Here is a 25,885-nt window from a genome sequence, read left to right as displayed (position 1 = left end):
ACTGCTAAAATGATGATAGAGATTTTATTAGGAGAGGAAGATAATGATAATTAAAACAATAAATTTGGAAAACTATAAAGAAGTTACTGAACTTATTCGTGAATCTTTTAGTCAGTCAGAACATGGTTATGGTAATGAGGCTGAACTTGTTGATAAAATTCGTAATGAAGAAGGTTATATCAAAGATTTGGAAATTGTTGCTTTTGAAGATGGTAAAATCGTTGGTCACGGTCTTTTGAGTGAGGTAGAGATAGTAAGTGACTCACAAAAATTCAAAGGTTTGGTCTTAGCTCCTCTTGATGTTTTAACTACTTACCAAGGTAAAGGAATTGGGGCAGCAGTATTATTGGAACTTGAAAAAAGAGCAAAAATTTTGGATTATCCGTTTATTAGTATTTTAGGACATGAAACTTATTATCCTAAGTTTGGTTATGTACCAGCAAGTCAATATCAAATCAAAGCACCTTTTGAAGTTCCTGATGAGAACTTCATGATTAAAGAATTAACTGACGGTGGCTTAGAAGGAAAATCAGGAGTAATTCACTACTCAGAAGCCTTTAACTAAGTAACAATTGAGTTTAAAACTCTTTGTAAGCAACTCAATATTTAAGACTTAAATAATAAAAATTCTTGCATTTTGGTCTATAAATCGGTATAATAAGCTAGTAAGTTGGCCCGGTAGCTCAGTTGGTAGAGCAGTAGACTCTTAATCTATGGGTCCAGGGTTCGAGCCCCTGCCGAGCCATAAATAGTAAAAGCACTCTAAATTTTTAAAAGTTTAGAGTGCTTTTTTTACTGACAGAAATCTGTCAGTAAAGTAAATAGTCTGAAAATAGTGTATAATATTGTCAAAAGATTTCTGTCAGTAGAACAGGATGTAAGTAGAGGATGTTTTATGGATTTATTAAAAAAATTTAACCCTAATTTAGATAAAATTGAAATTTCATTGATTCGTCAGTTTGACCAACAGGTTTCATCTATTCCTGATATTATTAAGTTGACTTTGGGAGAACCTGATTTTTATACGCCTGAGCATGTTAAACAAGCAGGGATTGCGGCGATTGAAAATAATCAAAGTCATTATACTGGAATGGCTGGTTTACTAGAACTACGTCAGGCAGCTAGTGAATTTATGAATAAAAAATATGGTTTATCTTATGCAGCAGAAGATGAAATTTTAGTTACTGTTGGAGTAACGGAAGCCATTTCTAGTGTTTTGTTATCAATTTTGGTTGCTGGTGATGAAGTTTTGATTCCCGCGCCTGCATATCCTGGTTATGAGCCATTAATTACGCTTGCTGGCGGTTCTTTGGTTGAAATTGATACAAGAGCTAATGATTTTGTTCTTACGCCTGAGATGCTTGAACAAGCGATTGTCGAGCGTGAGGGAAAAGTTAAGGCCGTTATTTTGAATTATCCAGCAAATCCTACAGGGGTAACTTATAATCGGGGGCAAATTAAGGCTTTAGCTGAAGTTTTGAAAAAGCATGAAGTATTTGTGATTGCTGATGAAGTTTATTCTGAACTAAATTATACTGACCAACCGCATGTGTCAATTGCTGAATATGCACCTGAGCAAACAATCGTACTTAATGGTTTATCAAAATCGCATGCGATGACTGGTTGGCGGATTGGATTAATCTTTGCAGCGCGTGAATTAGTGGCACAGATTATTAAGACTCACCAATATTTGGTGACTTCGGCTTCAACTCAGTCACAGTTTGCAGCGATTGAAGCTTTGAAAAATGGCGCTGATGATGCTCTTCCGATGAAAAAAGAATATTTTAAACGTCGTGATTACATTATTGAAAAGATGTCAGACCTTGGTTTCAAAATTATTGAACCAGATGGAGCTTTCTACATTTTTGCAAAAATTCCAGCTGATTTAGAACAAGATTCATTCAAATTTGCTGTGGATTTTGCAAAAGAAAATGCAGTTGCCATTATTCCTGGTATCGCTTTTGGTCAGTACGGTGAAGGATTTGTCCGCTTATCTTATGCGGCTTCAATGGATATGATTGAGCAAGCAATGGCAAGATTGACGGATTATGTGACTAAAAAACGTGGATAAGATTTTCCTAAAAAAACTACTAGTTGGAAACAACAAGTGGTTTTTTTATTTTACATAGATTGTTTTAAAATTACAAAAGCAATCAAAAAGAAAAAATATTGACATTTTGGTAGAAAAAGTGTAAGCTTTGTTTAAGAAAGCGATAACATGCCTATGGAGGATAGAGTTATGAAGAAAAATAAATTATTTTTCTTGCTTGCTTTTCTAGTTTTGCTTGTTTCAGGAATTAAAGCAAAGGCTGAAACTTTAACAGGTCAAGCACATATGCAAAATAGTGGTTGGCAGACAAGTCAAACAGTCAATGAAAATCAAATTTTGAATCTTGGAATAGTTGACACAACATTGAGAGTGGAAGCTATGAAAATTTCGGTTACAGGGCCTGTTTCAGGCGGGATTAACTACCAAGCTCAAAGCCAAAGTCTTGGTTGGCAACCAGCGGTAAGTGATGGGCAAATAGCTGGTACGGTTGGAAAGTCCTTGCGAATGGAAACCATTAAAGTTTCACTAACAGGGGATTTGGCAACCAGTTATAATATTTATTATCGGACGCAAGTTGAAAATTATGGCTGGCTTGGCTGGACTAAGGATGGAAATGCAAGTGGAACGGTGAGTAAATCTCTGAGATTGCAAGCCTTGCAGCTTGTACTTGTCAAAAAAGGTTCAACATTGCCAATCACAGTCGATACAAGCAAAAATCCTTGTATTAGTCCTGATGACCCCCTCCAGACTTATCGAACGATTAGCTCAACGAATGTTTATCCTCAGAATACTCTTTTTGCAATTGATCAAAATGGACGTAATGATGGTCTTTATTCTGCCCCTTATGCGACAGATAATACCGCAGATAATGCAAATCAAAAAGCTAAAATTCAGCATGGTACAGTTGTTTTAGCTGATAAATCAGTACTTCTTTCTGAGGGAACGACATTTATCCATATCAATTTGAATGGTACTTGGTGTTGGATTGATTCCAGAGGAATTAGTTCTGCCTCTCCTACTTTTAAAAATTTATATGGCATTGATGGGACTATTACTTATTATCTTGATTCTTCAAAAACAAAATTGGTTCCCCAAATTCAAGCAGCAATTGATTGGTGGAATAAAAAAGTTCCCGGAGTGTTTGTAGCTGCTACTCCATCAACACCTGCTAGTAGAATTAATATTGTGTTTGAAGATTCCGATGATTTGCCGAGTAAGTGGTGGGCAGGAACCTATACGTCAGGAGAGATTAAGTTTAGCAATACTTTACTTATTCCTAATAAGGATTTACAAGGAACAACACAAATTATCGAACATGAATTGGCACATGCCTTAGGAGTAGCACATACAGGAGATAATAATTGGGACTTTGCTAATCACTTACTTCCCGGGGTTGCTCCATGGTCTTGGTCAACGGTCAATAATGATAGTGATTTAATGTGGGTATGGAGTAGTGGAACGAAGAACTCTTATAGTGTGCTTCCTACAAATGAATTTAATGAAGTAAAGTTGATTCGTGATTTGAAAGTGTATAATAATCCACACCCATTAGCTAGTGGAAGTTCAACGGAACCAGTTACAGTAATTGGATGTAGTCAAAAAGGAGAATGAAAATGAAGGCTAAATTATTAAAAAAATATGTGGCAATGGGTGTAGTAACTCTAGCATTTCAAGGTTCACTGGTAGTTGGGGCTAATAGTCAACTTCCACCCTATATGCTTGAAGCCGCTGATGCTGTAGTAAAATATGAAGAAGAACCAACTTCTGATAATCTTCAGGCAGCTCTAAAAGCTGTTCAAGATCTTCCAGCAGAGGTTGGAGAAAATTGGATGACTCGTTTAAATAGCGACATACAAAAGAATAATACAGAAAATTTGACAACACCAAATAATCAAGTTTCAAAGGAGGACCCAAATCCGGGCTCTTCAATCATAGCTATGTATCCAGAAACTGCTACACCTGCACCTGCACCAACCCAGCCTGATAATAATACAATTGTTCACTTAATTGATGCTATTTCTGGTAAAGAAGTGGGCACGGTAACGATGGGGCAATGGCTAGAAGCTTTTAAGGCAGATTATAATGGTGTTGTGCTTCCGGGGGGCTATCGGAATGCCAATTGGCGTTCTGATGCTCAAGGAGGACCAGAGCTTTCAAGAACTCAGGCACCGGACTATGAATATCCCGTCATTTCCACAGCAGAGTATGAAAACGAAATAAATCATGCGACAGTCGTTGTTCATTATATTGATGAAGAAACAAATGCCGAAGTGGGGACATGGACCTATCTTGTGGGTGGACAGGTTGGTTATTTACCCGGTGACTACAAAAATCTTCCCTTCTTCTATCGTGTCGATACAAATAAAGCAGAGGAAAATAGTAAACTTGACAATGGCCAAATTTCCCGGAAAGTTTATTTGTTAAAAATGCAAGCAAATGCAACACCTTACCCCGTTCCAAATTCTCAAAGTTCTGAAGCATCAAGCTCAGCAAGTCAATCAAGTTCAAGCGCTGCTTCGAGTTCGATTAGTGGCAGTTTAATGGCAAGTTCAGCTCAGGCTTCTACTACAACAAGCGCAAGTTCAAGTGCTGTTACAACGACAAGTCAATCGTCAACTTCAAACAGTTCTAAAGCTGTCCCACAAGTCAGTAGCTCTGCCACTTCTACAGCAAAGGCATTACCAACTACTGCCGATAATGCGAAGGAATCCTTTACAATTATGTTGATTGGTCTTCTTTTTTCAGTATTTTCATATATCTTTTATCAAATGCGTAAAAGAATCTTTAAATAAAGGCTTTTGTCAGTAAAAAGAATGGAAATATAAATCACTAATGATTCTTAGAAGAGATGTTAGTGATTTTTTGTGATGAATTAGCACTCGTTCGTGAAATATAAGTAGATGAAAAAGGGCTTGTCATTTCATTAGTTTTGGGTATTAATTAACAAATATGAGAGAATGACTTGTGATATAATGAAATAAAATATCGAAAGGAGAAAATCATGCGTGATGCCGAAACTCAAGGTCTAGTGCTTTACAGTCGTAATTACAAAGAAAAAGATAAATTGGTCAAGATTTTTACAGAGTCTTTTGGTAAACGGATGTTTTTTGTCAAAAATTTTGGAAAATCCCCTTATGCTAGTTCCTTACAAGCTTTTACTGATGGAAAATTGACGGCAACGATTAATGACGGGGGATTTTCTTTTATCGAGGATGTCAGTGAAGTGGTCGTTTATAAAAATATTAGTTCAGATATTTTCATCAATGCTCATGCTTCTTATATCATAAGTTTGGCTGATGCGGCCATTTCTGATAATCAATACGACCCAGGGCTTTATGGATTTCTAAAGCGAAGTTTAGAGCTTTTAGATCAAGGATTTGATATGGAAGTCGTGACTAACATTTTTGAATTACAAGTTCTTCATCGTTTTGGGGTTTCATTGAACTTCTCAGAATGTGCATTTTGTCATAAAACCGTTGGCCCCTTTGATTTTTCTTATAAATTTAGTGGCTGCCTTTGTCCCCAACATTTTGATGAAGATTTACGACGGAGTCATCTTGACCCAAATGTGATTTATTTGGTCAATCTTTTTCAAGAAATATCTTTAGATGAACTCAAAAAAATCTCGATAAAAGCAGATATGAAACTAAAAATTCGTCAATTTATTGATGGACTTTATGATGAATATGTCGGAATTCATCTCAAATCCAAAAAATTCTTGGACGGAATGTCTGGTTGGGCAGATATTATGAAATAAATCTGTGGATAAGTCGCTAGAAGTTCTGTCAGTAAATTTATCCACAGTGGAAAACTTAAAATTACTGACAGAAACCTCTAAATATTTCTGTCAGTAAAAAATGAGGATAATTTATGGACTCAAAATCATGGGGAAGAGTTTTTCGTGAAATTCGCGAAATGAAAAATTTGTCATTAGCCAAAGTTGCAGGAGATTATGAGAATTCACCAAATCTTATTACTTCAAAGCAACAAGTTTCACGTTTTGAACTTGGTAAATCTGATATCACACTTACAAAAATTTACTGACAGATTTTCCGTTAGTAAATTTATCCATAGAAAAAATCACTGACAAATCTGTCAGTGATTTTTAATTTTATTAAACGTGAATTGGTAAGCCATCAGCCAATTCAGCTGTATCCATAATCGCTTCACCAAGTGTTGGGTGAGGTTGGATAGTCAATGAAATGTCTTTAGAAGTCAATCCATTTTCAATCGCCAGTGACAAACCAGAAATCAAGTCAGATGCACCAGGGCCAACGATTTGAGCACCGATTAAGGCCCCTTCTTTAGTTTCAGTAATCAAACGTAAGAAACCAGTGGTATCATTCATTGAAATGGCACGGCCATTTGCAGCAAATGGGAACTTAGAAATTTTAACATCTTTACGGTCTTTAACTGATTCAGGCGTTTCTCCAACTGTTGCCAATTCAGTTGTTGTATAAGCTACAGCAGGCAAAGCAACGTGTAAGTCCACGTCGTCCTCAGCTCCAGCAATCGCAGCAGCAGCAACTTTAGCTTGGAAAGAAGCTTTGTGAGCGAGCATTGGACCAGGAACCACATCACCGATTGCATAAATGTGAGGAACATTAGTTGCATAAGAATCGTCAACTTCAATCAAACCACGGTCAGTCAATTTAACATCAGTGTTGTTCAAGCCGATTAAATCAGTATTTGGACGACGTCCAACAGAAACGAGTAAGTAATCACCAGTCACTGTTTGTTCTTTTCCGTCAACCTCAAAAGTTAAAGTTACATCTTTATCAGTTTGAGTAGCTGATTTAGCCATTGCTGAAGTAAAGATTTCAGAACCAGCAGATTTAACGCGATTAGCAATGATATCAGACATTTCCTTATCAAACCCGTTTAAAATGTGGTCCAAACCTTCAACAATTGTAATCTTAGAACCGAGCATACGGTAAGCTCCACCAAGCTCAGAACCAATAACTCCTCCCCCAACAATAATCAAATGTTTAGGAACTTCTGGAAGTGACAAAGCACCAGTAGAGTCAATAATGCGACCACCAAATGGGAAAGAAGGAATTTCGATAGGACGTGAACCAGTTGAGATAATCACATCATTAAATTGCAAAAGTTGGAACCCATCTTCTTGTTCAACATTTATTGTATTGTTATCAATAAATTCTGCAGTTCCTTGAATCACGTCAACTTTGTGTTTTTTAAGTAGCATTTTAACGCCACCTGTCAACTGGTTGACAACTTTATCTTGTTTCCATTTTTGGGCAGATTCCCAGTTTAATTTAACATTTCCGACAGAAAGACCAAAAGGATTTTCTCCTTTTTCTTCCTCCAAAGATTCTTGGTAATGATGACCAATATTAATCAATGCTTTTGATGGGATACAACCAATATTTAAACAAACCCCACCAACATTATCTTTTTCAATAATTGTAACTTTTTTACCAAGTTCAGCCGCACGGATGGCTGCAACATAACCACCAGGGCCTGAACCAATAACAACCAAATCAACTTCTGTTGCTTGTGCACCAACAACCATAATATATCCTCTTTCTTGTAAACATTAGTGTTAACTTGAATTTACAATACTGTAAACTAGTTTTTTAAATCTATGACAGAAAGAAACGAAAACAATATTTTTCGTTCCTTTACTAATAAGACAATTAGCGAGTATTCTCTAGGAGACTCGCCTGTAATTAATAGATGCTTTAGCACCATTTATTACAGCCTATTAGATTTCCATAAGCATGAACTCAGGGTCAGCCAATAGAGATTTCAAGTAGTTAAGTGATGTTTGACCCAACATCCCATCAATCAAACGGTGGTCATAAGTCATAGACAATTTCATGTTTTGTCCCACAACGATTTCGCCTTCACCATTAACAATTGGTTCTTTAACGATTGAACCCAGTCCTAAAATTACGACATCCGAACCATTAATGATTGGTGTAAACCAAGAACCACGAGCAGATCCAATATTTGAAATTGTAATTGTTGAACCTTGCATTTGTTGAGGTTTAAGTGTTCCTTCTCGTGTAGCAGTGGCTAATTCAGCGATTTCTTTAGCAATCTCAAGAATTGATTTAGTTTCAGCTTCATGAATCACTGGAACGTACAAACCAGTTGGAGCATTTACAGCGATTCCAAGGTTGACATGTTCATGATAAACAATTTCTTGTTTTTCATAGTCAACAGAAGCATTGATATCTGGGAATTTATGAGCAGTAGTAGCCAACGCTTTAGCAACATAAGCAAGATAAGTTAATTTAATATCTTGTTTTGCAGCAATTTCTTTAAAGACAGCACGGTGTTTCACGAGTTTAGAAACTTCAACTTGGTCAAAGTTTGTTACTGGTGGAATGTGTGTATGTTGAGCAGTCATGACTTTAGAAACAACTTTACGAGTTGGATTCATTGCTTCACGTCGATCACCAGTCCCTGCTTTAACGCTTGGCGCTTTTTCAGCAACAGGAGCTGCTGGTTTATCAGCCTTAGGTGCTGGAGCAGCTTCTGGTGCTGTTTGAGAGACAGGAGCGACATTGCCAGATTCAAAAGCTTTAACATCGGCCAACGTTGTGTGGCCGTGACGACCAGTTGCAGGAACTTGACTTAAATCAATACCAGCCTTGCGTGCATAATGACGAACAGAAGGCATCGCAAGAATGTGACCAGTAGAAGTTGTTTTAGTCAATGGAGCATTTGCAGGACTAGTAGCAGGAGTAGCTGCTTTAGGTGCTTCTGCGACTGGAGCAGGACTAGCAGCTGCTGGAGCAGCCCCATTTCCATTGTACTCAATCAAAGGAGCTCCAACTTCTACAGTTGTTCCAGCTTCAACGAAAAGTTTAGTGACTTTTCCAGAATATGGAGAAAGAATTTCTTGCATGAGTTTATCATTTTGAACCTCTGCAACAGGATCATCTTCTTTAATTTCATCTCCAACTTTAACTAACCAGTTGGCGATATCTCCTTCATGCATTCCTTCACCAATATCAGGCATCGTGAAGATTTGAGCTTCTCCAGAAGGTGCATCAGTTGTAGCAGTCTCAGAACTAGCTGTTTCTTGAGCAGCAGGAGTATCTGCAGAAGAGCCTGAACCGTCACCATCAAACTCAACCAAAGGAGAATCAACTTCTACAGTTGTTCCAGCTTCAACGAAAAGTTTTGTTACGGTACCAGAATAAGGAGAGAGAATTTCTTGCATAAGTTTATCATTTTGTACTTCAGCAATTGGGTCATCTTCTTTAACAACATCTCCAACTTTAACTAACCAGTTGGCAATGTCTCCTTCGTGCATTCCTTCGCCAATATCAGGCATTTTAAAAATCTCAGTCATAGTCAACCACCTCTTTAACTTTATTCACAATATCTTCAGCTTTAACTGCCCAGTCATTTTCTGCTTGTGCAAATGGGAAAATTGAGTCAGGACCACTAACACGTCCAATTGGCGCTTTAAGGTTCAAAACAAAACGTTCTGAAATTTCGGCCATGACATTCGCTGCGATACCGGCTGTACGTTGAGCTTCTTGAACAACGACCACACGCCCAGTTTTTTCAACTGTTTTACCAATTGACACAATATCAAGAGGAGCAACTGTTCTGAGGTCAAGGACTTCAGCTTTAATTCCATCTTTTTCGAGTTGTTCAGCAGCTTTAAGAGCAAGTGGAACTGTTCCACCATAAGCAATGATTGAAACATCAGAGCCTTCTTTAGCGACTGCAGCAGTATCAAGTGGTGTAGTATAGTAACCTTCAGGAACTTCACCTTTAAGTGAGCGATAAAGGTGAAGGTTTTCAAGGAAAATAACAGGGTCGTTATTTTCAATTGAAGCCAACAATAATCCTTTAGCATCAGCTGGATTTGAAGGCATTACAACACGAATTCCGGGGATTTGTGAAAATAGCCCTTCAATTGAATCCGCGTGCATTTCAGGTGTTTTAGTTCCGATTCCATAAGGCGTACGCACGACAATATTATTTGAACGTGTGTTATTAAAACGATAACGTGTCCGGCTCATTTGTCCAGCAATTGAGTCGAAAACTTCAAAGATAAAGGTTCCGAATTGGATTTCCATAATTGGGTGGAAACCTTGTGTTGCAAGACCAATTGCCATTCCACCAATTCCTGATTCAGCAAGTGGAGTATTGAAAACACGTTCTTCTCCATATTTTGCTTGCAGACCATCAGTAGCACGGAAAACCCCACCATTTTGTCCAACGTCTTCACCAAAAATGAGTGCATCTTTATCTTTTTCAAGCGCCAAATCAAGCGCTTCTGTAATTGCTGCAATATAAGTTTTTACTGCCATTCTTATTTGCCCTCGCTTTCAAATTTTGCAATTTGTTCTGCCATTGCTTGGCTTGGCACTTCAAGTGTATTTTTAATGAAGCTAGAAATTTTTTGTTTTTCAACATTATTGGCTTTCTTAATGTCGGCATCAATACCTGCATCAAGTTCAGCAATATAAGCTTCCTCTTTCTCTGTATCCCAAAGTCCTTTTTCAGTCAGGAAATTACGCATACGAACGAGAGGTTCTTTTTTCCACCAAGCTTCAATATCTTCTTTAGTACGATAGCGAAGTGGGTCATCACCAGCTGTTGAGTGTGGTTCTAAACGGTTTGTAATTGCTTCAATAACAACGGGACCATTTCCAGCTACTGCCCAAGCACGAGCTTCTTTAGAGGCAAGATACATAGCAATCGCGTCCATTCCATCAACTACGATAGAAGGAGCACCTGCGGCCCAACCTTTAGCAGCTAAATGAGGAGCAGCACTTTGGAGACTACGAGGCGTCGAAATTGCATAGCCGTTATTTTGGATAAAGGCGACAAGTGGGGCTTTATAAGCTCCAGCAAAGTTAATTCCTTCATAAGTATCACCTTGTGAAGAACCACCATCACCAGTGTAAACGAAAGCTACAGCATCTTTTTTACGTTTTTTGAGTCCGAGTGCGACACCAGCAGCTTCAACGTATTGAGCACCAATGATGATTTGTGGGAACCATGAGTTTACAGGTTTACCATCATCGGTAGTGTACTCATTACCAAGTTGATGTCCACGAGACCAAAGAAGACCTTTCCAAATTGGCCAACCTTTTGCGTAAATTTGTGGCAAGTCACGGTAACCTGGGAAGAGCCAGTCTTCGTCAGTGAAAGCGAATGATGAGGCCATTTGAGAAGCTTCTTGGCCAGCGTGAGGTCCAAAGAATCCCATACGTCCTTGTTTAGCTAATTTCATTGAACGAATGTCAACTTGACGTGCAAAAAGCATACTTTTAAAGAGTTCAACGAGTTTTTCATCAGAAAGTCCTGCACGTTTAAGACCATCTTCGTCAACAATTTTTCCTTCTTCGTTAAGAATTTGAAGCATTGGAAATGTAGTGTCTTGCAGTTCTAGCTGCGCTTTGAAATCTAAGATTTGTTCTGAATTTGACATAATAGATTCCCTTTCTATTTTATGTGTCTATAATTAGAAATTTATCATTTTTTGGAGAAATTTCCTAAGGTTATGCTTGTGAAATAACTTAATCTGTTCGGTAGTCAGCTTTGAACATTTCAGAAAGTTCAGTATTTTGAATTGTTCCAAAATATTGTCCTTCTTTATTTGTTTCAAGGACTTCAAGAATTGCTGAAGGTTCAAATTCTAGACCAATAAATTGCTCTTTGATATCTCGCCAATCTCGAACGCCTAAGAAATCTCCTTGGAAATTAATTTCAGTGATTTTACCATTTTCAACATTGACTTGAATATCAATGGCTCCACCGGTAAATTTAGCGTGATTTTGGAAGGAGAATTTTGGTGATTCGCCATAATTCCAATCCCAAGTCGCAAATTGCTCATCTCGTATTTTTTTGATTGAGCTAAGTTGGTCATCAGTTAAAACTAATTCACCATCTTTTCCTTCGTCTGTGAGATAGTATTTTAATGCGTCAATAAAACTATCTAAGGTTAAGTCCTCAGGGGCAAAATCTTTGATATTTCCCACACGAGCGCGAACTGATTTAGCCGCTTTACTGACAAATTTTTCATCAGAAACATTGAGAGAACGAATCATTGCTTCAACATCAGTGTCCCAAAGGAGGGTTCCGTGATGCATCAAATAACCTCCAGCATAGCGTTGGGCATTTCCCGAAATCTTTTTACCCTCAACTTCAAGGTCATTGCGTCCAGTGATTTCAGCTTTGATTCCAACAGCATGGAGTGCTTCATACATCGGTTGAACAAATTTTTTAAAGTTAACAGAGCCAGAATTTTCGACAGGAACAAAAAAGGTGAAACAGATGTTTCCTTCATCATGATAAACTGCACCACCGCCAGATACTCGACGAACAACTTGAACATCATGACTGTCAATGTAGTCTTGATTCACTTCAGCAAAAGTGTTTTGGTTGCGCCCCACAATAACTGCACGTTTATTTTGCCATAAAGCAAAAACAGGCTCAGTTGGTTTTAGGTGATAAAGTAGCCAGCTGTCCATCGCGATATTTGTGTAAGCGTCTTGACCTAGATAGTTAATAAATTGCATGTTTATGCATCCCTTCCAAATCCTTGTGCTTATTTTGTCAAACAAGTTTGACAAAATAACACGCACGATTTAATTATACCCTTTGTGAAACAAAATGTAAAGAGAAATGCTTTACGCTTACAATTACTGTGCTATGTGATTTTCACCTCAAAATATTGTGAAATAGATATCATTTGTGATAGATGAAAAAAAGACCAGTCTATTTTGACTGGTCTTGGATTTCTCGACGAATTTCGAGGGCACGTTCCGGAAAATCGGTGATGATTCCAGCGACATGTTGTTGAAAAGCTTGTCGTATTTCTGTTTCTTGATTAACTGTCCAAAGACGAAGGGGTCTTTTTGAACTTTTGAGAAGAAGTGGGTGCTTGAAGGCGTAGGTTCTTCGGGGATGAATTCCTGAAATAAAATCTGTTGAGCTGCCTTTATAATGACTTTTTAGGGTCAAAAGATTTTTTGTCAGATAATTAACTTCAGCCCTTGAATCAAAAGTGTGTATTTTTTTTAATGAATCGAAATTAAACGAACTATAAATATAGCTAAAAGGCCATTTAGTTTCTGTCATTAATTCTGAGAGCTTTTTTTCAATTCCGGGATAGTCAAATTTATCAGTTTTAATTTCGATATTTAAATAACCAGTAAATGATAGATCTGTCAGTAATTTTAAAACCTCTGACAAAGTTGGAATTTTTTCGTCAGTAAATTTTGGATTGAACCAAGAACCAGCATCAAATTTCTTTAAATCTATAGCATTCATATTTTTGACAAGACCTTTACCATTTGTTGTCCGGTCAATTTTCTCATCGTGAATAACAATTAATTCATTATCGAGTGATAAGTGGACATCAAGCTCAATTCCGTCAGCATGGACACGAACAGCTTCATGAAAAGCGGCCAATGTATTTTCTGGACAGTTGGATTTAGACCCACGATGAGCAAAAACCAATGTTTTAGAAGTGAGGCTTGGCTTGAATTTCAAATTGTTTTTGATTTTATTTCTGTCAAGAAAATTATGAAGTTTATAAACTATTTTTGTGAAGCCGGACATTAGTCACTTCCTTTCGATTTGGGAATGATTTTTACTGACAAGGCCATAAAATAAGCACTGATAGGGTCTGTCAGTAAAAATTAAAGATGAGTTTCCTTGTATTCTTCTTCGATTTGGCTGACAAAAAGGTGCATTATTTTATCACGCTTTTCGCCTAGTCTTTTTCCTTCGGTTGTATTTAATAAATCTTTTAACAAAAATAATTTTTCATAAAAATGATTGAGTGTGGAGTTATTTTTTTGACTATGATAGTCTTCTTTAGAATTGTAATCTAAAGGTGGCAGATTTGGGTCGTAAAAGACTCGATTTTTTGCCCAACCATATTCAAGTGTCCTTACAATCCCCCAAGCTCCCATTGCATCAAGGCGGTCAGCATCTTGCACAATTTGTCCATTCAAAGAGAGTGTTTTTCTCTCAATTAAATTACTTGAAAAACTCATGTTGTCAATAATCATAAAAAGTTCATCAATGAGCTTTTTATCAATTTTAAGCTCATTTAAAAATTGCGCAACTTTAGCTTTTTGTTTAGGAACATCATCTGTTAATTTTTCATCATAAGTATCATGTAAATAACAAGTTGCTAGAACAAGTTCTTGATTTGCTGACGGCTCTGTCAGTAAAATTTTTTGAGCAAGAGCAACGACCCGTTCAATATGGTCAAAGCCATGTCCATCATTATTATTATCATGAATTTCTTGAGCAAATCTTTTAATTTTCTTTAAATCAATCAAGTTAAATCTCCAAAATAAATGACTTGAGTTTACACCAGTGTCAACTAAAACCAAATAGTGTAAACTGGTAAATCCTCAAGATTAGTAAGGCTAAGGAAGTAAAATTTGAAAATGAATTATTTGAAATAGTTGATTCCCATAGCAGACTTGACTTCATCAAGAGTTTGACTGGCTACAGCTTGGGCCTTAAGTGAGCCTGCTTTAAGCATATCGTAAACGTAATCCATATTTTGTGCAAACTCAATACGACGTTCACGGATTGGTGAAAGTTCGCGGTCAAGAACATCAAGAAGGAAACGTTTTGTTTTCACATCACCAAGCCCACCCGCTTGATATTGGGCTTTCATTTCAGCAATTTGCTCTGCATCTTCAGCTTTACCAAAAACGTCAAGATAATGGAAAACCATGTTTCCTTCAATTTTACCAGGATCTTCAACTTTGATATGGTCAGGGTCAGTATACATTGACATCACTTTTTTCTTGAGTGTGTCCATGTCATCAGCAAGGAAAATTCCGTTTCCAAGAGATTTAGACATTTTGGCATTTCCGTCAAGTCCAGGCAAACGACCAGCAGCTTCATTTTCAGGGTAAATTCCTTCTGGTTCAACTAAAACATCTGTGTGATAAGCATTATTAAATGAGCGAACAATTTCTCGTGTTTGTTCAATCATTGGTTTTTGATCATTTCCGACTGGAACATGAGTGGCTTTAAAAGCAGTAATATCAGCAGCTTGAGAAACTGGATACACTAAAAAGCCGGCAGGGATTGATTCACCAAAAGCTTTTTGTGCAATCTCTGTTTTTACAGTAGGATTGCGTTCAAGGCGGGCAAGTGAAACTAAATTCATATAATACATTGAAAGTTCAGCCAGTTCAGGAATTTGACTTTGAATGAAAATGGTTGATTTTTCAGGGTCAAGACCTGCTGCTAAGTAGTCAAGGGCAACATCACCGACAGATTGACGAATGAGTTCAGGTTCTTTTGCATGGTCAGTTAAAGCTTGTTGGTCAGCTAAAAAGACAAACATATTGTATTTATCTTCATTTTGCATTTTGACACGATTTTGCAAAGAGCCTACATAGTGGCCGATGTGAAGTTTTCCTGTTGGACGGTCTCCAGTTAAAATAGTTGGTTTTGTCATTTTGTTCTCCTTATGTGTGTGTGGATTAGATTGATTATTGAAGAGTGTAAACTGGTTTACACTAAATAAAAAATAAAAAAAGCACCCATAGAACTATAAAAAGTCCTACGGGCGCTTTGAGCGCGGTGCCACCGTAAATTTAAAATCAAATGATTTTCTTAGAACTTGTCAAAAAACAAGTTGCTCTGTAACGGAAGCGGCCGTGATTCTTAATTTTTTTAAATCAAATTTATTAGTTAATCACAAGCCCATTCACTTTGCTGAAAACGTTGGTTTGCACAACCACCAACTTCCTAAAGATTTCAAAATCAAAGTTACTTTCTTGTTGTTTTAAATTTTACACTTTTTGTAATGAACTGTCAAACTTTAAAAAGTAGAAAATCAATTTGCTTGAATTCATAATTGCAAAAAGATATACTCAAATTACAAGAGAGAATTACAAATACAACTTAAGTATTCAATTCATAAAGCAATTGCACAGTTCTATTAAGGAGGAAAAAATGAAAAATATCTCTACTGCATCAGCACATTGGGAGGACACTTTAGAAAATGGTTTTGGTACAATTTCTGCTGAAAGTTCTCAAATTTTTACAGAAACTCCCTATAATTTCAAAGCACGTTCAGAAAGTCAAGCTCATATTACCACACCAGAAGAACTTTTGGGAGCTGCTCATGCAGCCTGTTTTAGTATGGCTTTCTCAATGGTTTTAGGACAAAAAGGCTTAGTAGCAACTTCTATTGACACAACGGCAGATGTTACTTTTGAAGCAACAGCAGATGGTCCAGCGATTACAAAAATTAAATTGACTAATCGTTCAGTGGTACCAGAACTTTCTGAAGCTGATTTTCAAGAAATTGCCAAAGTAGTAAAGGAAAGCTGTCCAGTATCTAAGGCTCTGTCAGGAGTTGATATTGAACTTGAAGCGACTTTAGGCTAGTCTATTTTATAGAATAAAAGAAAAACTAAGTTATTGATGAATAGCTTAGTTTTTTTGCATAAACTGGTGAAATAATGACGAAAAATGAGGCCTTTCTGATATAATTTAACTAACAATAATTTTAACAAAGTCTTAACTTAATTAAAATAAGTGAGGTTTCAATGAAAGAAAATAAATTATTATCACCGGCAGCCGTTTTTCTGTTGGGTGTGAATTCCATTATTGGTTCAGGAATTTTCTTACTTTCTGGCAAAATTTAGGAAGATGCAGGAATTTGGAGTTTGCTGGCTATTTTATGTGCTGGTTTATCGATTTTTGTGATTGCTTTTGCTTATGCCAACATGAGTAAGATTTATTCAAAAAATGGTGGAGCTTTTGTTTATGCCAAAGAAACTTTTGGGCGTTTTCCAGGCTTTATTGTGGGAATGGTGACATGGTTGCTAGGTACAGTGACACTAGCTACAGAGGTTTCGGCTTTACTGACAGCAATGAAAATGATTCTTCCAAATCTTAATAGTCGGTTAATTGGCATCATTATTATTTTAGCCTTAGGAATCATTTCCTATTTTGGGAGTTCAATTATTGCTGGTTTAGATAATCTGACTTCTTTTGTGAAAATTGTCTTAGTTCTTGTTTTTATTTTTACTTGTCTATGGTTGGTACGCGGTCTTAATTTTTCAAGTCCAAATTTACTGACAGCTTCGTCAGCAAATTTAGCTGGCTTTAAAGGATTTCTGTCAGCTTACGGTACTGTGTTCTTTTTCTTCACCGGCTTTTCATTTCTACCGGTGAATGCTGAAAAAATGAAAAATCCAGCAAAAAATTTACCAAAAATGATGTCCCTTGTCATGTTAACCTGTTTGGCTGTTTATCTGATTATTCAAACCATTACCATTGGGGCATTGGGGCCAGAACTGACTAAAACACTTGTGCCTGCGGCAACAGCTTTTAGTAAAATCGTGGGTAGCATTGGAATTCCGCTCTTTGTTGTCGGAATATGTTTTTCAATTTTTGGTGTTATTGTTGCGACCACTTTTAATACACCAACAATTTTAGCCAGTTTGGCTCAGGCTCATGAAGATGTGCCTATGTTTGTTTCTAAAAATAATCGCTTTGGAACCCCCACTTGGGCAATTATTTTGACGACAGTTTGTGGAATAGCTCTCTTTTTGAGTGGAAATTATGTTTTTCTGAGTGGCCTGACTGTCTTTATGAGTTTTGTTCAATATTTATCAACTGGACTTGCTAACATTAAGAAAAAATTCCTTTTGATTGGAATTGGTTCGGTTCTCTTTTCATTGGTTTTACTGACAAGCTTTACTTTATCCGTCCTAATTTTAGGTTTAGGAATCTTGATATTACTTGTTATGATTTATTTTGTCGTTAAATTAGATGATGATGAACGTGAAAAATGGCTCAAAGAACACCAAGAAAAGTCAAAAGGAGCAGATGTCAATACTGTCAAACGTTTGTAAGTAATTTTTAGATATTTTATTTTACTGAAGAAAGCTGTCAGTAAAATAAGGAGAAAAATATGACAAAAAAAGAATATACATTTTGGTTGTTGAGCAGTATTTTTTTAATAATTGGTCTAATTTTGCAATTCATCCCCAGTCATTCAATACAAAATGCTAGTTTTACTGCTTTAATAATTGGTCTAGTTTTAGTTTTTTTCATTAAGGACAAAAATGAATCGAGAAAACCATTACCCGAAAAGTTTTATCAGAAAAAAAGTTTTTTGGGCTTGGATTTTTATTCCGCTCTTTGTAATTTTGTTTATTGATTCTATTTTTTTGAAAAAAGAGTTTCCTTATAATTTTATGATGATAATTTTAGTTGTTGATATGATTATCTTTAACTATTTCGGTACGAAGTATAAATGGTAGATAAAAAATACTGACAGCTCGATTCTGTCAGTAAAAAAACTCGGTTTCCCGAGTTTTTTATTTGTCCATTTTTTCAAAATGTTCGACTAATTTACCAGAAACATCTGATTCCAACATTTTATGAATTTGTTTCAAGGCAGAGGCAATCGCCAATTCACTTGAATTTCCGTGAGCTTTAACAACAGGTGCTTTAAGACCAACAAAAGCAGCCCCACCAGCTCCATCTGTACTCATCAAATCTTTAAGTCCAGACAAAGGTTTTTTAATTAGAGCCCCACCAATTTTAGTGGTGACACTACCAGCCATGATGGCTGATTTTATTTCTTTCATGAGAACAGTTGCTGTTCCTTCAATCGCTTTTAAAATGGCGTTTCCCGTGAAACCATCGGTTACTACAACATCAGCCCCACCTGAAAGTAAATCACGAGATTCAATATTTCCGATGAAGTTGATTTCAGACATAGCTGACAAAATTTCATGCGCTTCTTTGACAGTTGGCGAACCTTTAGATTCTTCGGCACCATTAGAAATCAAAGCAACACGTGGTTTATTGATGCCGCGAACATTTTCAGCGTAATATGAACCAAGAATGGCAAAATCAACGAGATGATGGGCCGTATTTTCAGTATTTGCTCCCAAATCAAGCATATCAAAACCGCGACCATCAGCTATCGGTAAGGTTGACATCAAGGCTGGACGTGACACTTGCTTAATTCTTTTAACCAAAAGTAATCCGGCGGTTAAAAGTGCACCAGTTGAGCCGGCAGACAAGACTGCATCAGCCTCTCCTTTTTTCACAGCAGTCACAGCTCGGACAAGTGAGCTGTCTTTTTTTGATTTAATGGCAGCAACTGGATCATCATGAAAATCAATGATTTCAGTTGTTTCAACAATCTCAATATTTGTTTCATCGTCTAAAAATTGACGAATTTTTGCCCCATCTCCGTAGAGTTGGAAGGTAACATCAGAAAGTTCTTTCTTTGCCAAGTTTACACCTTTGACAATATTTTCGGGAGCAAAATCTCCTCCCATTGCATCAATTGCAATTTTCATATTTTTATTTTCTCCAAATCAAATAATCTCTCATTAAAATTATAACAAAAAAAGTGACCAGATAGTCACTTTTTTTCACAATAGGAAATCTATTGAATAAAATTATTCTTCATTTAAAATATTTTCAATCTCAACCAGTACAGCATCTTCGTCATTAGAAAGAATGACTTTATCAGCTAGTTCAAGAATTTCAGGCGCTGCGTTACTAACAGCAAAAGAAGAACCAGCGTATTCAAACATTTCCAAATCATTCATTTGGTCACCAAAAACAGCTAAATTTTCAGGGAGCCAGTTAAAATGTGCTAACAAATGTGCCAAACCAGAAGCTTTAGAAATACCATTTGGCACGATGTCAATACTAGTAAAACCAGTTGTTGTTGCCCTTACGAAAGAGAGTCTGTCTGTAATCCATTGTTCACAGTCACGCACGTTGTCTTCGGGGAAGTTGGTTGTAACCTTGAGCAATTTGTCATCAATTTCATCTAAGCGATGGTAAAGTTGACAGTTAGGGTAATAAAGTTTTGCATGAGCAAGGTATTCTTTAGAAATACCTTCAGGATAATAAGCCCCTTTAAGACCAGAAATTAAATAATCATTTTTGGGACTAAACGGCATCTCTTGCAAGTCATCAATTAATTCTTGCGTTTGAGCAACAGTCAAATCTTTTGCAAAGAGAATTTCTCCTTTATAAGCAACAACTCCACCATTCTCAGCAACAAAAGCCATTTGATCTTTATATTCTGAAAAAACTTCAATCAAACCAAGTAAAGAACGTCCAGAAGAAGCAGCAAAAAGAAGATTTTTATCTTGAATTTTTTTAATTACTTCAGCGAGTTTTTTGTGATTATACGAATGGTCATTGCGCAGAAAAGTTCCGTCCATATCTGTCGCAAAAAGTTTTAAATTTTGATTCATGACTTCTCCCCCAGTCCACTGTTAGCGCTAACAGTGGATGAAAATGAATTCTGTCAGTAAATTTTACTGACAGAACTGTAAACTTGGTTTACACAATAGTGTAAACGAACTAAATAATAAATTTAATCGGCCCAGAGTGCTTTTACTTTTTCTTGTACTTCCGCATTATCTAAGAAATCATCATAAGTTTCACCAATACGGTCAATGACACCAGATTTACCAAGAACAACAATGTGATTGGCAATAGTATTAATGAATTCATGGTCATGTGAAGCAAAGAGGATTGAGCCTTTAAATGATTTCAAACCATCATTAAGTGCAGAAATAGATTCCAAATCCAAGTGATTAGTTGGGTCATCAAGAACAAGCACATTAGCTCGTTGAAGCATCATTTTAGAAAGCATGACACGAACTTTTTCTCCCCCTGAGAGGACATTGACAGCTTTTAAAGATTCTTCACCTTTGAAAAGCATACGTCCAAGGAAACCGCGAAGATAAGTATTATCATCTTCTTCTTTTGTCAATACAAATTGACGCAACCAGTCAAGAATAGAGTCACTTGTATCAAAATCTTTGGTATTATCTTTTGGAAGATATGAACGAGAAGATGTAACTCCCCATTTAATATCGCCAGTTACGGTCCAATTATCTTCCACATCATCCATTAAAGCACGAAGTAACGTTGTTTGTTGAATATCGTTTTGACCAATAAATACGGTCTTATCACCAGGATTTAAGATGAATGAAATATTTTCGATAATCATTTCCCCTTCAATCGCAACTGAAAGATTTTCTACACGAAGTAAATCATTACCGATTTCGCGTTCTTGTTCAAAACCAACGAATGGATATTTGCGTGATGAAGGAACGAATTCCTCAACTTCAATTTTATCAAGCATTTTCTTACGTGATGTTGCTTGTTTTGATTTAGACGCATTAGCAGAGAAACGAGCGATAAACTCTTTCAACTCGGCAATTTTTTCTTCAGCTTTACGGTTTTGGTCACCTTGCAAGCGAAGAGCAAGTTCAGAAGACTCTTTCCAGAAATCATAGTTCCCTGGGTAAAGTTTGATTTTACCATAGTCAAGGTCAGCCATGTAAGTACAAACATTGTTCAAGAAGTGACGGTCATGGGAAACAACGATAACGGTATTTTCAAAATTAATCAAAAATTCTTCAAGCCAAGCTATTGCTTGAATATCAAGTCCATTGGTTGGTTCGTCAAGAAGAAGAACATCAGGTTTACCAAAAAGTGCTTTAGCAAGAAGGACTTTAACGTGTTCGCCAGAAGTTAAATTGGCCATCAAATCTGTATGTTGTTCAGCTTTAATACCAAGGTTTTGCAAAAGACGAGCAGCGTCAGCTTCGGCTTCATAACCACCCATTTCGCCAAATTCTGCCTCAAGTTCGGCAGCTTTCATGAAGTCATCATCTGTCGCATCAGGATTCATGTAAATGGCATTTTTTTCTTGATTAATGGCAAAAAGTTTTTCATTCCCCATCATCACGACATCAAGTGGTGTTTGGTCTTCGTAATCGTAATGATTTTGACGAAGAACAGACATGCGTTCGTTTGGTCCCATTGAGATGTGACCTGTTGTTGGTTGAATTTCACCGTCCAAGATTTTCAAGAAAGTTGATTTACCAGCACCATTGGCACCGATTAAACCGTAACAGTTTCCCGGTGTAAACTTGATGTTTACTTCGTCAAAAAGCTTGCGGTCAGAGAATTGTAATGAAATATCAGATACTGTAAGCATGTATTTTCCTTTTTTATTGATGAGAATAATTCTCAAATATTTTTCGATAAAGTAGTTTGACTACTTTTGTGCTCAAAAATAAGCATTCTGCCCTTATTTTATCATAAATCTTGGACTTTATAAAGCCCACTTTTTTATAAATCTTGACAAGATTTTCATTCATGTTCTTACAAAAAGATGAAGTTTAGTTTCAATTTAGCGTAATTTTAGCATTACTTAAGTCAGGGTGACTATAATATACTTATTCCAATAAAATTTTTCATAAAGTTTACTCCTAAACAAAAGAATGAGCGGCTGGTTACCGCTCATTTTTTTATTTTTAGGTTAACTTATACATTAATTTGATGATATTATTTGGTATAGGAAGATAAACGTATTGAAAGCTTTGTAAAATAATAGTAAAATTAAGGAGGTTGAAAAAAGACACAGCATCTAAGGAAGAAATTTTATGAAAAAGAAAGTCTACCGTAATACTGCCACTTTTAAATTACTGGCTTGGGGGTCATTCGCCCTTTTTGTTATTTTAATTCTTATTGGTCTATATACCCTAAAAGAGCCACTAATGGTTAAAGGTTATTATTTGATGGGAACAGTTGGCGTCATCTCGTCTGCATTTACAATTGCGAAAGTAACCAGAGATGACCAAGAAGATGATGAGCGTTATAATGAAATGTTCAGAGCAGTTAAACAAGAACAAGAATAAAAAAAGCCCTTTGAGGGCTTTTTTAGATTAAAAAGTAGTATGTGAAACCCGTAAATTTAAGAAATTTCTTCTTAATTAGCCCCTTGTTTTGTAAATTATAAAATTATTAATCATTTACTTTTTAGCCGCACGATTAAGCATAAAAGTAGAGAGTTTACGGAACAATCTTGGATGAGCACGAGCAATATGAACGGCTGCACGATCACCAAAAGCATTAAAGTAACGAAGTTTTGGTTTAGAATCAGTCGCAGCTTTGTAGAAAAGATTGGCCAAATCGAGAGAGGTTGCACTTACAGCAGTACCTGCACCAGAAAGAGCTTTTTGTACTCTGTCAACTAGGGGTTGATAAGCACTATTTTTTTTCAAATTTTTGGAAGCATTGGCCATTGCAATCTCACCCCAACTAGATGCCGTTCCTCCGGGTTGAACAATTATCGAACGAACACCAAAATCAATTATTTCAGCATCTAAAGCATCACTCCATTGTTGAATTGCAGCTTTTGTCGCATGGTAATAACTCCCTAATGGAGTGTAGAGGTCACCACCAATAGAGGAAATATTGATAATTCGGCCAGATTTTTGGGCTCGCATTGTTGGGAGGACCAGTTGAGTCAGTTCTACAGCGCCAAAGAAATTTGTTTCAAATTGTTTGCGAATATTCTCCATTGGGATTTCTTCCGCTGGACCAAATTCACCATAACCGGCATTGTTGATGAGGATGTCGATTTGATGGCTTTGTTTAAGAACTTCCTCAATAAAATTATGATTAGAGTTTGAATCTGTGACATCAAGCTTCATGGCAATGATATTGGGATCGGTTGGAATTTTTTCAACTCGTCGTGCCCCAGCAAAGACTTTCCAACCTTTACTGGCAAAAACTTTAGCTGCTTCGTATCCCATTCCATTAGATGCTCCTGTGATAATAACTGTTTTCATAATTAATCTTCTTTCTTTAGTAAATGAACGTTCATTTAATTTATATAAAGATTATAACTGAATGTTCATTCACTTGTCAAGAGAAAAGTTTTTAAAAAGAAAAAAACTCCTAAACTTGGAGTTTATTTTTTAATAGCATCAACTGATAGTTGAATCATTTGTTCAATTTCAACATTGTCTGGTTCAGTTCCCATTTGTATATGATACATCAGATTGTTCATAATTCCACCAGCAGTCCAGCTAATAAGCAGATTTTGCGAAAGGGGCTTAATTTTTCCAGAAGCTAACAGTCGCTCATAAAGAGCAACGGTAACCTCAGCTCGCTGATTGGAGTAAGCGAGCCCTTGGGGGGCAATTTCACTTGGATTTTCAAGTGCTGCCCGCATAAAAATCGCATGCTTAGGATAGCTTGTCCATTGGTGAATCAAGTGTCTAAGTAATTTTTTGAATTGTTCCAGTGGATCAGAAACAGAAAGAATAATTTCCTCTTGTCCTTCGTCAAGAATGTCTTTAACACCAATCAAAATTTGACTTAACATATCAGCCTTATCTTTATAGTAGACATAAATAGTTGCAGGACTAACGCCCGCTATTTTAGCAACTTTGGCAATTGAAAGTCCGACTAATCCCACTTCTTTAGTAAGTTGAAAAACAGCTTGAGTGATGGCTTCCTTTTTATTTTCATCAATTTTTCTCATAGTCTTATTTTAAGTAAATGAACATTCATTTGTCAAGTGCTTTGAATTTAGTTTCAATTCAGTGTAAGTTTAGTAGGACTTAAGGGAGCTTCGTTATAATATACTTATTCCAATAAAATTTTTCATAAAGTTTACTCCTAAACAAAAGAATGAGCGGCTGGTTACCGCTCATTTTTTTATATTTTTTCTAAGGCTTGTTCTAAATCGGCAATCAAGTCAGTTACATCTTCAATACCAACCGATAATCGAATGGTTCCTTTGGAAATTCCTGCACTAGCAAGTTCTTCGGCATTCAGCTGCTGGTGAGTGGTCGAAGCAGGATGAATGGCCAATGATTTGGTATCTCCAACGTTGGCTAGAAGTGAGAAAATTTCAAGATGATCAATCAAATCACGTGCTTTTTTCTCATCTTTGTCTTTGAGTTCAAAGGTAAAGATAGATCCAGCATCTTTTGGATAATATTTCTGATAGAGCACATGATAGGAATTACTTTCAAGCAGAGGATGGTTAACAAGTTCCACCTTAGGATGATTGTCTAAAAATTCTACAATCTTTTTAGTATTGGAGATGTGACGTTCTACCCGGAGCGAGAGTGTTTCTAGCCCCTGTAAGAAAAGCCAAGAATGAAAAGGTGATAAAGCCGCACCTGTATCACGTAATAAAATAGCTCTAATCCGAGTCACAAAAGCAATTTCACCCAATTCGGCAAATTTAATCCCATTGTAGCTTTCATCAGCTTGTGTAAAATCAGGAAATTTACCATTTGCCCAATCAAAGTTTCCGCCATCAACGATGACTCCACCAATAGAAGTACCGTGACCACCAATGAATTTCGTTGCTGAATGAACAATTACATTAGCACCATGTTCAAATGGTTTAAAGGTCACAGGGGTAGTAAACGTTGCATCAACAATAACGGGAATTCCATGTTTTTTAGCAATTTGACCAATGGCATCATAATCAATCACATTATTTCCCGGATTGCCCAAAGTTTCATAATAAATAGCTTTGGTTTTTTCATCAATCGCCTCTTCAAAATTATTCGGGTCATCTGGATTGACAAATTTAGTTGTAATTCCATATTTTGGTAAAGTGCCAGAAAAAAGGTGGTAGGTTCCACCATAAAGGGTACTTGCGGAAACAATATTATCACCGACTGTAGCGATATTCAAGATGGCATAAGTAATAGCTGCTGAGCCAGAACCAACACCAAGGGCTGCACTTCCACCTTCAAGAGCTGTGATGCGTGCTTCAAAAACATCGTTGGTTGGATTTCCTAAACGTGAATAAATAGCTCCAGGATCTTGTAAAGCAAAACGAGCTTCGGCATGGTCTGAATTGTTAAAAACGAAAGAAGTTGTTTGATAGAGCGGAACGGCACGTGAACCCGTGACAGGATCAGGGATTTGTCCTGCATGGACTTGCAAAGTGTCGAATTTATAATTGTGATTAGTCATAGTTTTTTTCTCCTATTTTTGAAAATTTTAGTTAGTATAAAAAATAGTCGTTAA

General features: G+C 36.6%; 23 protein-coding genes, 1 tRNA gene, 1 pseudogene and 1 other annotated feature. Of the genes and pseudogenes, 11 read left to right on the top strand and 14 right to left on the bottom strand.

What is annotated here, in order from left to right; all coding sequences use genetic code 11:
• Positions 1–43 precede the first annotated feature (43 nt).
• From AB6B24_RS06865 to AB6B24_RS06835, 7 genes are all read left to right on the top strand, one after another.
• Positions 44–565 carry a GNAT family N-acetyltransferase gene (locus AB6B24_RS06865; protein WP_003132215.1) on the top strand — a complete coding sequence of 174 codons (522 nt, stop codon included), beginning with the start codon at positions 44–46 and terminating at the stop codon, positions 563–565.
• A gap of 107 nt (positions 566–672) precedes the next feature.
• Positions 673–745, top strand: a tRNA-Lys gene (locus AB6B24_RS06860).
• Between the two features lie 150 nt (positions 746–895).
• Positions 896–2,071: a pyridoxal phosphate-dependent aminotransferase gene (locus AB6B24_RS06855; protein ID WP_311805541.1), complete on the top strand. Its 1,176-nt coding sequence runs from the start codon at positions 896–898 to the stop codon at positions 2,069–2,071.
• 168 nt (positions 2,072–2,239) lie between these two features.
• Positions 2,240–3,661 (top strand): GW dipeptide domain-containing protein, encoded by a 1,422-nt coding sequence (locus AB6B24_RS06850; protein WP_311929527.1) that lies wholly within the window; start codon positions 2,240–2,242, stop codon positions 3,659–3,661.
• A gap of 2 nt (positions 3,662–3,663) precedes the next feature.
• A complete protein-coding gene (locus AB6B24_RS06845; protein WP_311805537.1) occupies positions 3,664–4,842 on the top strand; it encodes a hypothetical protein in 1,179 nt (392 codons plus the stop codon).
• A 209-nt stretch (positions 4,843–5,051) separates the two neighbouring features.
• Complete coding sequence (gene recO, locus AB6B24_RS06840; RefSeq protein ID WP_058205599.1) at positions 5,052–5,807, top strand: DNA repair protein RecO; 756 nt, start codon at positions 5,052–5,054, stop codon at positions 5,805–5,807.
• 113 nt (positions 5,808–5,920) lie between these two features.
• Positions 5,921–6,094, top strand: coding sequence for a helix-turn-helix transcriptional regulator (locus tag AB6B24_RS06835; RefSeq protein ID WP_230317985.1), 174 nt, complete (start codon positions 5,921–5,923; stop codon positions 6,092–6,094).
• A 70-nt stretch (positions 6,095–6,164) separates the two neighbouring features.
• Here AB6B24_RS06835 and lpdA read toward each other — a convergent pair whose 3' ends face one another.
• The 8 genes from lpdA to trpS all read right to left on the bottom strand — a co-directional run bounded on the left by lpdA (position 6,165) and on the right by trpS (position 15,485).
• The gene (gene lpdA / locus AB6B24_RS06830; RefSeq protein WP_010905074.1) at positions 6,165–7,583 is read right to left on the bottom strand and encodes a dihydrolipoyl dehydrogenase; all 1,419 of its coding nucleotides are present in this window, start codon (positions 7,581–7,583) and stop codon (positions 6,165–6,167) included.
• A gap of 192 nt (positions 7,584–7,775) precedes the next feature.
• Positions 7,776–9,377, bottom strand: a complete 1,602-nt coding sequence (locus AB6B24_RS06825; RefSeq protein WP_369164363.1) for a 2-oxo acid dehydrogenase subunit E2 — start codon at positions 9,375–9,377, stop codon at positions 7,776–7,778.
• Positions 9,370–10,350: an alpha-ketoacid dehydrogenase subunit beta gene (locus tag AB6B24_RS06820; RefSeq protein WP_311805534.1), complete on the bottom strand. Its 981-nt coding sequence runs from the start codon at positions 10,348–10,350 to the stop codon at positions 9,370–9,372. Before AB6B24_RS06820 ends, AB6B24_RS06825 begins: the two co-directional genes overlap by 8 nt.
• Positions 10,351–10,352: 2 nt before the next feature.
• Entirely contained in the window at positions 10,353–11,477 is a 1,125-nt protein-coding gene (locus tag AB6B24_RS06815; protein WP_010905077.1) for a thiamine pyrophosphate-dependent dehydrogenase E1 component subunit alpha, read from the bottom strand.
• Between the two features lie 88 nt (positions 11,478–11,565).
• A complete protein-coding gene (locus AB6B24_RS06810) occupies positions 11,566–12,567 on the bottom strand; it encodes a lipoate--protein ligase (protein ID WP_010905078.1) in 1,002 nt (333 codons plus the stop codon).
• A 199-nt stretch (positions 12,568–12,766) separates the two neighbouring features.
• Positions 12,767–13,612 carry a glycerophosphodiester phosphodiesterase gene (locus tag AB6B24_RS06805; protein WP_311804406.1) on the bottom strand — a complete coding sequence of 282 codons (846 nt, stop codon included), beginning with the start codon at positions 13,610–13,612 and terminating at the stop codon, positions 12,767–12,769.
• 80 nt (positions 13,613–13,692) lie between these two features.
• Positions 13,693–14,343, bottom strand: coding sequence for an HD domain-containing protein (locus tag AB6B24_RS06800; RefSeq protein ID WP_311804405.1), 651 nt, complete (start codon positions 14,341–14,343; stop codon positions 13,693–13,695).
• A 116-nt stretch (positions 14,344–14,459) separates the two neighbouring features.
• On the bottom strand, positions 14,460–15,485 hold the full coding sequence (gene trpS, locus AB6B24_RS06795; RefSeq protein WP_033900570.1) for a tryptophan--tRNA ligase: 1,026 nt from the start codon (positions 15,483–15,485) through the stop codon (positions 14,460–14,462).
• A 104-nt stretch (positions 15,486–15,589) separates the two neighbouring features.
• Positions 15,590–15,824, bottom strand: a binding site (T-box leader).
• 161 nt (positions 15,825–15,985) lie between these two features.
• Here trpS and AB6B24_RS06790 point away from each other — a divergent pair.
• The 3 genes and pseudogenes from AB6B24_RS06790 (at position 15,986) to AB6B24_RS06780 (ending at position 18,206) form a co-directional block, all read left to right on the top strand.
• Complete coding sequence (locus AB6B24_RS06790) at positions 15,986–16,423, top strand: OsmC family protein (protein ID WP_003132235.1); 438 nt, start codon at positions 15,986–15,988, stop codon at positions 16,421–16,423.
• Positions 16,424–16,584: 161 nt separating this feature from the next.
• A pseudogene (locus AB6B24_RS06785) lies at positions 16,585–17,898 on the top strand (APC family permease).
• A gap of 59 nt (positions 17,899–17,957) precedes the next feature.
• Entirely contained in the window at positions 17,958–18,206 is a 249-nt protein-coding gene (locus tag AB6B24_RS06780; protein ID WP_311804404.1) for a hypothetical protein, read from the top strand.
• A gap of 160 nt (positions 18,207–18,366) precedes the next feature.
• On the opposite strand, the gene plsX is transcribed toward AB6B24_RS06780, so the two are convergent.
• The 3 genes from plsX to AB6B24_RS06765 all read right to left on the bottom strand — a co-directional run bounded on the left by plsX (position 18,367) and on the right by AB6B24_RS06765 (position 22,037).
• Entirely contained in the window at positions 18,367–19,362 is a 996-nt protein-coding gene (gene plsX / locus AB6B24_RS06775) for a phosphate acyltransferase PlsX (RefSeq protein ID WP_311804403.1), read from the bottom strand.
• Positions 19,363–19,464: 102 nt separating this feature from the next.
• On the bottom strand, positions 19,465–20,277 hold the full coding sequence (locus AB6B24_RS06770) for a Cof-type HAD-IIB family hydrolase (protein WP_195935913.1): 813 nt from the start codon (positions 20,275–20,277) through the stop codon (positions 19,465–19,467).
• A 122-nt stretch (positions 20,278–20,399) separates the two neighbouring features.
• On the bottom strand, positions 20,400–22,037 hold the full coding sequence (locus AB6B24_RS06765) for an ABC-F family ATP-binding cassette domain-containing protein (RefSeq protein ID WP_014570333.1): 1,638 nt from the start codon (positions 22,035–22,037) through the stop codon (positions 20,400–20,402).
• Between the two features lie 448 nt (positions 22,038–22,485).
• Here AB6B24_RS06765 and AB6B24_RS06760 point away from each other — a divergent pair, with 448 nt between their 5' ends.
• Complete coding sequence (locus tag AB6B24_RS06760; protein WP_311804401.1) at positions 22,486–22,740, top strand: YiaA/YiaB family inner membrane protein; 255 nt, start codon at positions 22,486–22,488, stop codon at positions 22,738–22,740.
• A gap of 114 nt (positions 22,741–22,854) precedes the next feature.
• On the opposite strand, the gene AB6B24_RS06755 is transcribed toward AB6B24_RS06760, so the two are convergent.
• From AB6B24_RS06755 to AB6B24_RS06745, 3 genes are all read right to left on the bottom strand, one after another.
• Positions 22,855–23,676 carry an SDR family NAD(P)-dependent oxidoreductase gene (locus AB6B24_RS06755; RefSeq protein WP_311804400.1) on the bottom strand — a complete coding sequence of 274 codons (822 nt, stop codon included), beginning with the start codon at positions 23,674–23,676 and terminating at the stop codon, positions 22,855–22,857.
• A 122-nt stretch (positions 23,677–23,798) separates the two neighbouring features.
• The gene (locus tag AB6B24_RS06750; protein ID WP_259755991.1) at positions 23,799–24,374 is read right to left on the bottom strand and encodes a TetR/AcrR family transcriptional regulator; all 576 of its coding nucleotides are present in this window, start codon (positions 24,372–24,374) and stop codon (positions 23,799–23,801) included.
• A gap of 176 nt (positions 24,375–24,550) precedes the next feature.
• Complete coding sequence (locus tag AB6B24_RS06745) at positions 24,551–25,831, bottom strand: O-acetylhomoserine aminocarboxypropyltransferase/cysteine synthase family protein (protein ID WP_195935916.1); 1,281 nt, start codon at positions 25,829–25,831, stop codon at positions 24,551–24,553.
• Between the last annotated feature and the right edge of the window lie 54 nt (positions 25,832–25,885).

This window comes from Lactococcus sp. AK05 (genome assembly GCF_041026685.1).
GTDB classification, from domain to species: Bacteria; Bacillota; Bacilli; order Lactobacillales; family Streptococcaceae; genus Lactococcus; species Lactococcus lactis.
This window is presented reverse-complemented; position numbering and strand designations above follow the sequence as displayed.